Origin of the sequence: Neobacillus sp. KR4-4 (assembly GCF_042136325.1) — a bacterium.
Taxonomy (GTDB): domain Bacteria; phylum Bacillota; class Bacilli; order Bacillales; family Cytobacillaceae; genus Neobacillus.
Window position 1 is genome coordinate 76,539 of the sequence record NZ_JBHHJU010000013.1, and the last position, 12,690, is coordinate 89,228.

Here is a 12,690-nt window from a genome sequence, read left to right on the forward strand (position 1 = left end):
TTTTAGAGGAGGATATAACTATATGAAAAAAATTACACTTATTTTAATCTTGTTATTACTAAACTCATCGCTTTCTGCACATGCGGCCGTTGAAAAGAAAGAACGCTTATGGCAGGATGAATCGGTTTATTCCATTATGATTGACCGTTTCAACAATGGAGATCGGAATAATGACATTGATGTAAATGCAAAAGATCCATTAACATATAATGGCGGAGATATTCAGGGAATTATAGATAAGTTAGATTACATACATGACATGGGATTTACTGCGATTCGATTAACCCCCATTTTTGACAATGGTAAGAATGGATACCACGGCTTTTGGGTTAAGGATTTCTACAAAGTTGACGAACATTTTGGAACTATGAAGACTTTCCAAACGTTAGTAAAAGAAGCTCATAAACGAGAAATGAAAGTGATCTTTGATTTTGTTACAAATAATGTAGCAGTTGACCATCCTTGGCTAAGTGATACCAGCAAAAAAGACTGGTTTCATGTAAAACAAGATATCGCATCTGGAAATGAAAATCAGAAGGAACTTGAGCAAGGCTGGATTGATGGATTGCCCGATCTTAATCAGGACAGCCCAGAAGTAAAGAAATACTTAATAGACACAGCAAAATGGTGGATCAATAAAACAGATATTGATGGGATGAGCTTACCGGAAGTAAATTATGTTCCACTCAGCTTTTGGACTGATTTTTCAACTGAAGTTAAGAAGGTAAAGAAAGACTTTTTCCTGTTAGGGGTCATTTCCAAAGATAATCCTATAGATATGCAAGCATATACAGGTGCTGGGATAGACAGTGTTGTTACGTATCAATATAGTGAAAAATTAAGAAATACTTTTGCAAGTACTGATCAATCCTTTAGTTCACTATACTCGGATGTAGATAAAAATCAGCAATCATTTTTAAGGCCAAATTTTTTGGATAACGAATATACCACAAGATTTACGAGCGACATTGTCGCAAAAAAACAATTCCCAGGCTCACGCTGGAAAACAGCATTGTTGTACCTTTATACCACCCCGGGAGTTCCTATTATTAATTATGGGACCGAAATTGCTTTAAATGGAGGAGGTATTCCGGATAACCGCGGGCAAATGAGCTTCAGGGCTGAAAAAGAATTGATTGATTACATTACCAAGGTGGGCGAATTAAGGAATCAACTTCCATCCTTAACTAGAGGAACCATGGAGATGCTCTATGATCAAAAAGGAATGGCTGTTTATAAACGAGTGTATAAAGGGGAAACATCCATTATTGCGATCAATAATTCGAGTAAGTCTCAAAGCGTAACATTAACAAATGAACAAATTGAAGATGGAAAAGAACTGAGGGGCTTACTTGGAGGAGATAAAGTTAATAGTCATGATAATAAATATATGATTATTTTAGATCGGGATAATTCGGAAGTGTATGTTGCAACTGAAAAAAGCGGCATCAATTTTCCATTAATTGCAGGGTTAGTTGTTGTTTACCTGTTATTTACGTTATTTATTCTTAAATTAAGAAAAAACAAGCGATAAAATGTCGGGGGCTTTCCCCGACATTTTTTTATCCGTTAATAATTTCCCCGCCATTTACATGAATCATTTGCCCACTCACATAGGATGAGTCATCTGAGGCAAGAAAAACATAACTGGCTGCTAATTCATACGGTTGTCCTGCTCTACCCATTGCCGTATTTGAACCAAAGGTAGCAACTTGATCTGCTGTAAAAGTCGAAGGAATCAGTGGTGTCCATATTGGACCTGGAGCCACACCGTTTACCCGAATTCCTTGAGGTGCAAGGGACAGTGCTAAAGAGCGGGTAAAGGAAACTACTGCTCCTTTGGTTGAAGAATAGTCCACTAATTGTTCATGCCCCTTGTAGGCCGTAATGGAAGCAGTGTTAATAATCGATGCCCCTTTTTTTAAAAAAGGGAGAGCCATTTTGGTCATATAGAAAAAGGAGAAAATATTTGTTCGGAACGTCTTTTCCAATTGTTGTGAAGTGATTGATAATAAACTTTTTTGCGGATGTTGTTCCGCTGCGTTATTAACAAGTATATCTAGCCTGCCAAATTCAGAATGAATTTTATTCACGGTATCCTTACAAAAATCTTCACTGCCTATGTCGCCGGAATAAAGCTGGCATCTTCGTCCTTCCGCTTCAATTAACTGCTTGGTTTCTTCTGCATCTTGATGCTCCTCCAAATAAATAATCGCTACGTCTGCCCCTTCTTTGGCAAAATAAATCGCAACTGATTTGCCAATCCCACTGTCACCACCAGTAATAATCGCAGTTTTCCCAGTTAATTTTCCACTTGGTTGATAATTGGGGTCGACCGAGATGGGCAGTGGATTCATTTCACTTTCTATGCCAGGCTGATGATTTTGATGTTGTGCTGGAAAGGTCTTCTTTTGTTGATTTTTATTATTGCTCATTACCTAAAACCTCCAAGTGTTTACTCCTTATTAGTTTTAGATAAATGGGTCAAATTATGAAAAATAATAATGATAAAAAAAGCGAAAGGATTTATTCATCCTTCCGCCGTTTTTACTTTATAGTAAATAATAAAATATTTAATTGTGGATAAATAGAAATAGTTCTCTGAATCTAGCTCCAGCGCCCAGCGGCTAGTGTACTTCGCTCTCCGCCCTACGATAAGTCAACATCGAATCGCTATCGCTCTTCGTGTTTCCTTTATCTTGGTTGGAGCGCTCCAGTCCATACGCCGCTAAACGGGCGCTTGCGCCTTTTGTTCTTCATCGATAGTTAATAAACTGGACATCCACTGTTAAGTCAGCCTCGCGAACAAGGGAGATGATCTTTTGTAAATCATCCCGGTTTTTACCGCTAACACGTACTTGGTCGTCCTGAACCTGACTCTTCACCTTGACGCCGCTATTTTTAATGATGGTATTAATTTTTTTAGCATTTTCTTTGTCAATTCCTTGAACTAGTTTAGCTCGTTGACGAACGGTTCCGCCTGATGCTCCTTCGACTTTTCCGTAGTCAAGATTCCTTACTGGAACTCCACGTTTTATTAATTTGCTAAATAAAACATCCTTTAGTTGGTCCATTTTATATTCATCATCGGAAACAAGGACCAGTTCCTCTTTATCTTTATCCAGTGAGACTTCACTTTTGCTGCCTTTAAAATCATAGCGTGTACCAATTTCCTTCATTGTTTGGGCAATCGCATTTGACACTTCCGATAAGTCAACTTGAGATACAATATCAAATGAACTATCTTTGGACATAACAAAACCTCCATTTTATAAACATTATATTAAGATCATGCCTGCTAAAGTTTCCCTTTATGGGTACATTATAGTAAAATATAGCAGTTCAAACAACTATTTAAAAAGGAAGCGCACGTTCAAACGGATAAATAGGCGCTCCGAATGAGATAAACTAATTCTCCGTGAAAAGAAAAGAGGATATATATATGTCTTTAAATGAATTAATTGGTCAAACAACCACATTAACTGTAGCTAGGAAAGCTTCGTTTGGGTATTTTTTAACAGATGGAAATGAGGATGTATTACTTCATTTTAATCAAGCCCATCAAGAATTTGAAGAAAATGATCAAGTTGAGGTTTTTCTATATGTTGATTCAGAAGGTCGAATCTCTGCTTCAACCAATATTCCTGATATAGCGATTGGACATTATGCTTGGGTGAAGGTAACCGACTCAAATCCAAGGATTGGTGTCTTTTTAAATATTGGACTTCCAAAGGATATCTTGTTAGGTATTGATGATTTGCCTGTACATAAATCCGTTTGGCCCAAACCTGGAGATTTAGTTTATATTACCTTAAAGCTAAGCAGCAATTATCTCCTTTACGCAAAGCTAGCCACGGACCCAGTGATTGAATCTATTTCTGTAAAAGCGACAAGAGCAAATTTTAATAAAAATGTGCAAGGACATATTTATAGAACGGCCAAAGTCGGAAGTTGGATTTACACCATCGAAGGTTTTAAAGGATTCATACATGAGTCGCAAAGACAGCAAGAGCCGCGGATTGGAGAAAAAGTTGAAGGGCGGATTATTGATGTAAAAGAAGATGGTACGATCAATGTTTCCTTGCTGGCAAGAAAAGAGGAAACGCAAGATGTTGATGCGGAACGAATTTATGAGTATTTGATGAGCAGAAATGGTGCTATGCCATATAACGATAAAAGCATGCCTGAAGATATCAAAGATCGATTTAACTTAAGTAAGGGTGCCTTTAAACGAGCGCTTGGAAAACTTATGAAAGAGGGCAGGGTATACCAAGAGGGCAGCTGGACATATGTGAAGAAAGATTAATGTTTTTACATACTCTTTTCAAATTGACAGAAACTAAGTGTGAAACTATTTGAAAGGGGTAAGGTTATGCCGCACACTTCAGACAACGACAAAAAAGCGAAAGACAACAATGCCCTTCGCCATGAAAAGAATATGATGCGTGAAAAAAACCGTCAAGCTGGAAAAAATCAATATTCCAAGAAGACAGATCATAAATAAGAAAAGCGGAAGCGCCCTGTTCAGCGGCGTATGGCCTGGAGCGCTCCAACCGAGATAAAGGAAACACGAAGAGCCGGAGGCGAATCGATGTTGACTTATCGTAGGGCGGAGAGCGAAGGACACTAGCCGCTAGGGCGCTGGAGCTAGACAATTTTCAAAGTGAGTGAGGAATCCGCCTCACTCACTTTTTGGTATTTTATTTAAGAAGAAAATGGAGATGGTACCAGCACCAGTATGGGACCCAATAGCCGAACCGATTGATGATATAAAAACTTCGATCGGATGGAATTCTTCTTCAATCATCGCTTTCATTTCTATAGCGTATTCTTCACAATCAGCGTGGCTAACTCCAATGACTTGATTATTCATTTCTGAGCCGCGGTCCTTCATGATTTCAATGATCCGTCGCATCACTTTTTTCTTCCCGCGGATTTTTTCAATTGGGACGAGTCTGCCGTCCTCTACATTGAGGATAGGCTTAATATTCAATAATCCTCCTAGAAATGCAGAGGCTTTGGATACCCGCCCTCCTTTTGCTAAATAATCAAGATCTTCCACTGTAAAAAGATGTTCCATATGAGTGCATCTAAATTGCACATCTTCTAAGATTTTTTCTTTTTCAATATTTTTAGCAGCAAGAACGGCTGCTTCTCGAACCACAAGACCAATTCCGAGCGAAGCACATTTGGTATCGACAATTGTTAAATTAAAATTTGGATATTTTTCCTTCACTTGGTCAAGAATCATAACAGCAGTTGAATATGTACCAGATAATTCTGAAGAAAAGGCTATGTATATCCCGTCTTCACCTTTTTCTGCCATTTCGGTAAATACTTCCTCGAACAGAAGTGGAGAGACTTGAGATGTTTTTGGAACAATTCCACTACGAATTGTTTCATATACAGTGTTCGGATCAATTGATTTTACATCTTCATACTCATTGCCATTAATCTCTACTTTTAAAGGAAATAATGTCACTTGGTGCTCTTCATAAAAACTTTTTGGTAAATCGCATGCGCTATCAGCTAGTATTCGTACCTGCATATAGCTCACCTGCTTTCAAACAATTTATAATTTCAGTTTATCGGTTTAACAATAAAAATACAATTATCTATCACAGAAAACATTTCAATGGATTCATATTCTCTCAGGTAAAGGGGTAATAGATATGATTTGGCTTCAGATAAAGAAGCTTGGAGTGGTAGCAGCGGGTTCCTTGTTGGGCGCCTTAGCGATGAATTTATTTTTGGTACCTGCAAATATTTACTCAAGTGGATTTACAGGAATAGCCCAATTACTTTCAAAAGTGTTAAGTGACTATACACCAATACATGTGTCTCTAGGATTTTTATTATTATTGCTGAATATTCCTGTGGCTATTTTAGGATGGAAAAAGGTAGGAAAATCTTTTACAGTATACAGCTTTATTAGCGTTGCACTGTCTTCATTATTTTTGATACTTATCCCAATTAAACAGGTTTCAAATGATATCCTTCTAAATGCAGTTTTTGGTGGAGTCATCCAAGCCGTTGGTGTTGGAATTACGTTGAAATGGGGAGCATCAACAGGCGGTGTAGACATCATTGCTATGGTTTTATCGAGAATGAAAGACAAGCCGATTGGACCCTATATGTTGGTCATAAATGGAGTGATTATTTTAACAGCAGGATTTTTGTATGGCTGGGAAAAAGCTCTTTATACGCTTGTAACATTATATACTTCGACAAGAGTGATTGACGCTATCCATACTAGGCATGCAAAACTTACGGCAATGATTATTACAAAAAAGGCGGATGTAATGAAAAAAGCCATACAAGAAAAACTTGTAAGAGGAATTACAATCCTTCCTGCCAAAGGGGCATTTTCAAACGAAGCGAGAGAAATGTTAATGATTGTCATTACACGATACGAACTGTTTGATTTGGAAAGAATCCTTAAGGAAGTAGATCCAAATGCATTTACAAATATCATACAAACAACAAACATTTATGGCTTCTTTCGAAAAGAGTAGAAAAGCGGAAACGCCTTGGCGCTTCCGCTTTTCGGGTTGTCTAGCTGCAGCGCCTAGGGGCTCGGGGTCATAAGCCAATCAGTCATGAAGGTTAAAAAGCAACCTTCACGCCTGCTCGTCTTATGCCTGTCGCCCCTGTGCAAGGCGCTTCCGCTTTTCGGGTTAAGACAGTTGATCAAGCTCTTGTTGCATTTGTTGGAGCTGTGCCTGCTCTGCTACAGTGGAATTTGCATAAGCAGAACTTAATGCATTTTTCGCTTTCGCCACAGCAGAATCAAGTTCAGCAGGGTTGGCTGAGTTTGCCATTTCAACAAATCTTTGTGCTTCTTGGAACAATTGGTTTCCCATGATTATATTCCTCCAAGCGAGGATTCTTGCACATTGGCCATCTTCTGAGCTTCCGCTTCAGCATAGGTCATGTGATAGGGAATACGTTCCGCATGTTTACTGACCGTATCCGCTCCTTGCTGGACAAAGCGTTTTGATTTGTTTCGTTTACCCATTCGAATCCCTCCAATATGCTCAAGGCTTCTTTTTGAAACAGCATCGCTGCCTCAAAAAATAGTATGTACCAAAATGGGGCTGTTCATTTAGGTAAACAATGGCGAAGGGGGTTAAAATTTTATATTTAACAAATCTGCCAAATATTTACCCACTCCATCTTCTTCATTGCTTAAGGTAACATGATTGGCAATGTTTTTTACCTTATCAATGGCATTTCCCATCGCAATTCCGTGACCGGCATATTCAAGCATTTCTAAGTCGTTGTCTTCGTCGCCAAACGCAATAACCCGCTCAGCAGGAATGCCAAAGTAATCAGACGCTTTTTTTAGCCCGACAGCCTTGTTTAAGCCAACTTTAATAATCTCAACCACATGCCAAGGTGCTGCCCAACTACGGTGATCAATCACTTCCGCATGGACTGCAGATAAATGATCGCGAATGGTTTTTAACTGATCTTCATCTGTATGAATTAACAAACTTGTGGGTGATTCCTTTAAATAATCTGCTAAATCTCCGGTAGTAATGTTAGGATTTCCAAAATTAAAAATGTCTAAAAGCTTTTCATCATGATAGTGGAAATACACATCATCAATTACTTCAGCGATAATATTATGAAAATGAAAGCTCCTACACGCTTCAACAATTTCATGTGCAACCTTGATATCTAGTGGTTGGTGATAGCCCCAGTTTGGCTTTCCGGGGTAATGCATAAACGCACCATTAAAATTAACAATCGGTGTGTCTAAATTCAATTCACGATAGTACGTCTCGCAGGAACGAAAAGGCCGCCCCGTTGCAATCATGACGATATGACCTAATTCTCTTGCCTTTTTAATAATTTCTTTTGTTTTTAAAGATATTGTCTTATCATCTTTCAATAAAGTTCCATCTAAATCTAATGCAATTAAGTGTCTATTTGCCATAAGAACTCCTTCTAATATTAATTTCATCGCTAATATAAATGGTGCTTTAGGAAAAATTTTATATTCATGATACACTGCTAATAAAGAATTTTCATACTCCAAGGACCCTTATTATTTCTATATTCACTATGTTAACAAGTTTATAACGAAACTGTAAAAAAATTCACACCAAAAGGTATAAAAAAACTATATACTTTTTTTTATGAAGTCTCAATTTTAATGATATCAAAGATATTTGCTATAATAATTTTAGGTCAAAGACATTTGAGGAGTGAAAGAAAATGAATGAAGAACTAAAAGAGAATATATTGGGTGCGTTAGAGTTAGTTATTGACCCTGAACTAGGAGTAGATATCGTAAACTTAGGGTTAGTATATGATACGGAAATGGATGAAGAAGGGAACGTAACCATTACGATGACATTAACATCAATGGGCTGCCCGCTTGCGGGTACGATTGTGGACCAAGTTAAACGAGCATTGGCTGATATCCCAGAAATAAAAGAGGTTGAAGTAAATATTGTTTTCAATCCTCCTTGGAATAAAGATATGATGTCACGTTATGCGAAAATTGCCTTAGGTATTCGCTAGAAACAGCAGAATTTTCTGCTGTTTTTTTTATTCTTCATTTTTTAGACATATTTATTTGCTTGGAATGTGAGAAAGTTCACTTTTTTCGAACATAACCACCTTTATAATACATTTTAATAAGGCTATCTGATTAAAAGCCAGTATTAGGAGGCATATTCAATATGAATTATAGCCGAGATTTTAATAAAGACCCATTTATCGTTATTTGGGAACTCACTAGAGCTTGCCAATTAAAGTGCCTGCACTGCCGTGCGGATGCCCAGTATAGAAGAGATCCACGTGAACTATCGTTAGAAGAAGGAAAAAATTTAATTGACCAAATATATAAAATGAACAATCCAATGCTTGTTTTTACAGGCGGGGACCCGTTGATGAGAGAAGATGTTTTTGAAATTGCAAAATATGCAGTTGAAAAAGGTGTACGGGTATCAATGACGCCAAGTGCGACACCGAATGTAACCAAAGAAGCTATTGAGAAGGCGAAAGAAGTCGGTCTAGCACGTTGGGCATTTAGTATCGATGGTCCTAAAGCTGAGATTCATGATCATTTTAGGGGAACGGCAGGTTCCTTCGACCTTACCATGGAAAAAATAAAATATTTGCATGAAGTAGGATTACCTATTCAAATTAATACGGTAATTTCCCGTTACAATATTGACTATCTTGATGAAATGGCAAAAATGGTAGAGGAATTAGGCTGTGTGCTTTGGAGTGTCTTTTTCCTAGTTCCAACAGGAAGAGGTCAAGAATCGGATATGATTTCTCCTGTTCAACATGAAAAAGTTTTCAGATGGTTATACGATTTAAGTAAGCGCGTTTCTTTTGATATCAAAACGACAGAGGCAATGCACTACCGACGGGTTGTGATTCAACAGAAAATGCGTGAAGCGAAAGAAACAACCGATGATATCGAGTATTTAAGTGCTTTAACAGAAAAAGGATTAACAGGTTCCATTGACGGATTGGGACGGGCTCCAAAAGGTGTTAATGATGGTAACGGTTTTGTGTTTATCTCCCATATTGGAGATGTATATCCAAGTGGACTATTACCAGTGAAAGCGGGGAATATTCGTGAAACCCCCTTGGCAGAAATTTATCGTGAATCACCAATATTTAAATCACTAAGGAACCCTGACCTCTTTAAAGGAAAATGCGGTGTTTGTGAATTCCGTCATGTGTGCGGAGGGTCAAGGTCAAGGGCCTATGCGATGACAGGAGATTATCTAGAAAGCGAACCATTCTGCGTTTATATTCCAAAAGCATTAAGGGAGAAGCAAGTTCAGGATAATTAGATAAATAGGACAAGGCTGGCCCATTATAATGAGACAGCCTTGTCTGTAATGTTATGGAAAATAAAAAAAGACGGCATGCCATACTATTCAATATTGCAATAGACTGCCGAACAATTTTCACAATCGATTTCATTTTTTAAGTATTGTAAATCCAAAATGGATATTTTTCCTTTTTTAACAGAAATGATTTTATCCTTTTTTAGTTCACTTAGAATCCGGTTTGTACTTTCACGGGATGTACCGCAGAAATTAGCCAGTTCTTGGTTTGTAAGCGGAAGATCAATTAGAATTCCGTTATCTTTTTGAATACCATAACTATTTGTCATTCGGATAAGAGTTGAAAATAGTGCCCCTCGTTTCCCATTTAGGACAAGATCGCGAAACTTTGTTTGCGTTTTACGGAAATGATCACTCATCCATTTCATGAATTCAAAGGCAAGTTTACTATTTTGAAAAATTTCGCTTTCAATGACATCTTTTTTTATTGCAGCAACTTCTCCTTCTTCAAGAACCATTGCACTCAATAAATACCTAGGATTATCCGTAAATAGGGTTAATTCTCCGCAAATATCATTTTCTCCACAAATTCTTAACGAAAGTTCACGACCATCTGATGTGATTTTACTAATTTGAACTTTTCCAGAAATGATAATATAAAGTTCTTCAGCAACCATTCCTTCTTGAAATAAAAAGCTTCCTCTTTCACTTTTAAATTTCCGATCTGCAAATCTAAGTAATTCTTTTATTTCAATGGAATGAGTTGGTTTCATTGGTATTGTCATCGGTTTCACCTCTACGCATCATTTTAATAACCATCTATTTTGAAATCTTCATGATTTGTTTGTTAATAATATTTTATCCTATTAGAAGGCATAAAATAGAAGTAAACAATGACAATATAGTGAAAACTTATAAGGACCTAAAGTATTTCTAGATAGGCAAACTTCTGCTAAGATAAGACTTATACAATTATAAGTATTGTCATAGTGAATAATGTAACAGTCTTTTCTACGAATGACTGATACACTAAAAACAGGTTCCTTAAAAATAATGGAGTTGAGATTAATGGAAAAAACCATTATTAAAGATAAATTAAATAGACCCTTGCATGACTTAAGGATTTCTGTAATCGATCGATGCAATTTCCGCTGCCAGTACTGTATGCCAGCAGACCAATTCGGGCCTGATTTTGAATTTCTTCCAAAAAGCGCTTTGCTGTCATATGAAGAGATTGAACGCCTTGCGAAAATATTTGTAAGTTTGGGAGTGGAAAAAATTCGTTTAACAGGAGGGGAGCCTCTTCTTCGGAAAGATTTACCTATTCTTGTTAAGAAATTATCCGCAATTGAGGATTTACATGATATCGGATTAACGACAAACGGTGTACTCTTGCCAAAATTGGCAAAAGAGTTAAAGAATGCCGGTCTTAAACGCGTTAATGTCAGCCTTGATACTTTAAATGATGAATTGTTTGGGGAAATTAACGGGCGCGGGGTAGCCACTGGACCTGTATTGGAGGGCATTGAAGCTGCCAAACAAGCTGGGCTTGGGGTCAAAATTAATATGGTTGTAAAGAAAGGCTTGAATGATACTGAAATCATTCCTATGGCAGAATATTGCAAAGAGAATGGACTGGAGTTGCGTTATATCGAATATATGGATGTTGGCTCTACAAATGGCTGGAAAATGGATGATGTCATTACTAAGAAACAGATTTATTATCTATTAAAAGAACGATTTGAGCTCGAGCCAGTAGACCCTGCCTATTATGGGGAAGTGGCGAAACTATATCGTTATAAAGATAAAGATGTGAATGTGGGATTCATTACTTCTGTGTCTGAATCTTTTTGCACAAGTTGTACACGGTCTCGTTTATCAGCGAATGGTCAGATTTTTACATGTTTGTTTAATGGGAATGGGCATGATATTCGTAACTTTATGAGAAATGGTGCCACTGATGCAGAAATCCGGGAACGAGTAACTGCGATTTGGAATGGTCGAGATGATCGATATTCAGACGAAAGAACTGCCGAAACGTACAAAAATCGTAAAAAAATAGAAATGTCTTATATTGGCGGTTAAACTCTCTTCATCAGAAGAGAGTTTTTTCAAATGAAAAACAGCCTGGGATACAGGCTGTTTTTATCATTAAATATATCTAGGAAATAGAATGTTGTTTTCAAGATGCACATGCATAAAAGTTAATCCTTCTAATGCTTCTAAACGGGCATAAACAAGACGATACGTACCACAAGCATCCAAAGGAAGAGTAAAGTCAGATGTAACAGCACGAATTTTCCTTAAAATTTCTCCGGCATGGTCATGTTCTTTTTCTAATTCAACAATCATTTGAATAGCTTCTTCTCGGTTCTCAACCGTTCCATCGGCCAGCTGCTTAATTAAAGGAAATACAACAGCTTCCTCTTTTGCCATATGTTCCATCAATTCTTTTTTAAATTCATAAAAGAGTTCATTCACCTGTAATAATTCGGGGTGGTTATCACCGTGTACACGTGATACTTTTGTTACATACGGACTAAGCATCGTTAATTCCTCTTCTGATACACGATGGTAATTGGAGATGACATGATTAATAATTGTAGTTGAATCAGAGTTAGTCCAAACTTCAACGTCTTTTTCGGCATTTTCATAGGTTTCAAATACTTCTTTTAATTCCTCTAATAAAGTATCGAGATTAAGATTATTTTGAGAAACAGCAGTTGCTAGTGGAATGTTCCCTCCACAGCAAAAATCAATCCTGTTCTTTTTAAACACGTCACTTGTTTTTGGTAATTCATTTACAATATCTTTAACTAATGAATTTGCAGTAATAGTGAAACTCATCGTATATTCCTCCTTAAAAAAA

15 protein-coding genes are annotated in these 12,690 nt (G+C 37.2%); 7 read left to right on the forward strand and 8 right to left on the reverse strand.

All coding sequences use genetic code 11. The features are described 5' to 3' along the window. Window positions 1-22: 22 nt before the first annotated feature. Window positions 23-1,534: an alpha-amylase family glycosyl hydrolase gene (locus ACE198_RS14905; RefSeq protein ID WP_098572421.1), complete on the forward strand. Its 1,512-nt coding sequence runs from the start codon at window positions 23-25 to the stop codon at window positions 1,532-1,534. A 28-nt stretch (window positions 1,535-1,562) separates the two neighbouring features. Here ACE198_RS14905 and ACE198_RS14910 read toward each other — a convergent pair whose 3' ends face one another. Further along, window positions 1,563-2,435, reverse strand: a complete 873-nt coding sequence (locus tag ACE198_RS14910) for an SDR family oxidoreductase (protein WP_251456501.1) — start codon at window positions 2,433-2,435, stop codon at window positions 1,563-1,565. Between the two features lie 321 nt (window positions 2,436-2,756). Continuing rightward, window positions 2,757-3,254, reverse strand: coding sequence for a YajQ family cyclic di-GMP-binding protein (locus tag ACE198_RS14915; RefSeq protein WP_251456499.1), 498 nt, complete (start codon window positions 3,252-3,254; stop codon window positions 2,757-2,759). Between the two features lie 188 nt (window positions 3,255-3,442). On the opposite strand from ACE198_RS14915, the gene ACE198_RS14920 reads away from it, so the two are divergent. Both ACE198_RS14920 and ACE198_RS14925 read left to right on the forward strand, forming a co-directional pair. Continuing rightward, complete coding sequence (locus ACE198_RS14920) at window positions 3,443-4,306, forward strand: CvfB family protein (protein ID WP_375376076.1); 864 nt, start codon at window positions 3,443-3,445, stop codon at window positions 4,304-4,306. A gap of 66 nt (window positions 4,307-4,372) precedes the next feature. Further along, entirely contained in the window at window positions 4,373-4,504 is a 132-nt protein-coding gene (locus tag ACE198_RS14925; protein WP_081825501.1) for a DUF3941 domain-containing protein, read from the forward strand. A 177-nt stretch (window positions 4,505-4,681) separates the two neighbouring features. On the opposite strand, the gene ACE198_RS14930 is transcribed toward ACE198_RS14925, so the two are convergent. After that, window positions 4,682-5,548, reverse strand: a complete 867-nt coding sequence (locus ACE198_RS14930; protein WP_375376077.1) for a DegV family protein — start codon at window positions 5,546-5,548, stop codon at window positions 4,682-4,684. A 124-nt stretch (window positions 5,549-5,672) separates the two neighbouring features. Here ACE198_RS14930 and ACE198_RS14935 point away from each other — a divergent pair, with 124 nt between their 5' ends. After that, window positions 5,673-6,515 (forward strand): YitT family protein, encoded by an 843-nt coding sequence (locus tag ACE198_RS14935; protein ID WP_335694176.1) that lies wholly within the window; start codon window positions 5,673-5,675, stop codon window positions 6,513-6,515. A gap of 162 nt (window positions 6,516-6,677) precedes the next feature. On the opposite strand, the gene ACE198_RS14940 is transcribed toward ACE198_RS14935, so the two are convergent. The 3 genes from ACE198_RS14940 to ACE198_RS14950 form a co-directional block, all read right to left on the reverse strand. Next, window positions 6,678-6,863: a DUF3813 domain-containing protein gene (locus ACE198_RS14940; RefSeq protein WP_375376078.1), complete on the reverse strand. Its 186-nt coding sequence runs from the start codon at window positions 6,861-6,863 to the stop codon at window positions 6,678-6,680. Window positions 6,864-6,865: 2 nt separating this feature from the next. Beyond that, entirely contained in the window at window positions 6,866-7,018 is a 153-nt protein-coding gene (locus tag ACE198_RS14945; protein ID WP_180230019.1) for a hypothetical protein, read from the reverse strand. 111 nt (window positions 7,019-7,129) lie between these two features. Then, on the reverse strand, window positions 7,130-7,942 hold the full coding sequence (locus ACE198_RS14950; RefSeq protein ID WP_375376079.1) for a Cof-type HAD-IIB family hydrolase: 813 nt from the start codon (window positions 7,940-7,942) through the stop codon (window positions 7,130-7,132). Between the two features lie 281 nt (window positions 7,943-8,223). On the opposite strand from ACE198_RS14950, the gene ACE198_RS14955 reads away from it, so the two are divergent. After that, entirely contained in the window at window positions 8,224-8,532 is a 309-nt protein-coding gene (locus ACE198_RS14955) for a metal-sulfur cluster assembly factor (RefSeq protein WP_098572428.1), read from the forward strand. Between the two features lie 161 nt (window positions 8,533-8,693). Further along, complete coding sequence (locus tag ACE198_RS14960; protein WP_375376080.1) at window positions 8,694-9,824, forward strand: TIGR04053 family radical SAM/SPASM domain-containing protein; 1,131 nt, start codon at window positions 8,694-8,696, stop codon at window positions 9,822-9,824. Between the two features lie 83 nt (window positions 9,825-9,907). Here the strand turns inward: ACE198_RS14960 and ACE198_RS14965 are convergent, their stop codons facing one another. Beyond that, on the reverse strand, window positions 9,908-10,606 hold the full coding sequence (locus ACE198_RS14965) for a Crp/Fnr family transcriptional regulator (RefSeq protein WP_098572430.1): 699 nt from the start codon (window positions 10,604-10,606) through the stop codon (window positions 9,908-9,910). A gap of 283 nt (window positions 10,607-10,889) precedes the next feature. On the opposite strand from ACE198_RS14965, the gene moaA reads away from it, so the two are divergent. Further along, a complete protein-coding gene (gene moaA, locus ACE198_RS14970) occupies window positions 10,890-11,906 on the forward strand; it encodes a GTP 3',8-cyclase MoaA (RefSeq protein WP_375376081.1) in 1,017 nt (338 codons plus the stop codon). Between the two features lie 66 nt (window positions 11,907-11,972). On the opposite strand, the gene ric is transcribed toward moaA, so the two are convergent. Further along, complete coding sequence (gene ric / locus ACE198_RS14975; protein WP_375376082.1) at window positions 11,973-12,668, reverse strand: iron-sulfur cluster repair di-iron protein; 696 nt, start codon at window positions 12,666-12,668, stop codon at window positions 11,973-11,975. Window positions 12,669-12,690: the final 22 nt, after the last annotated feature.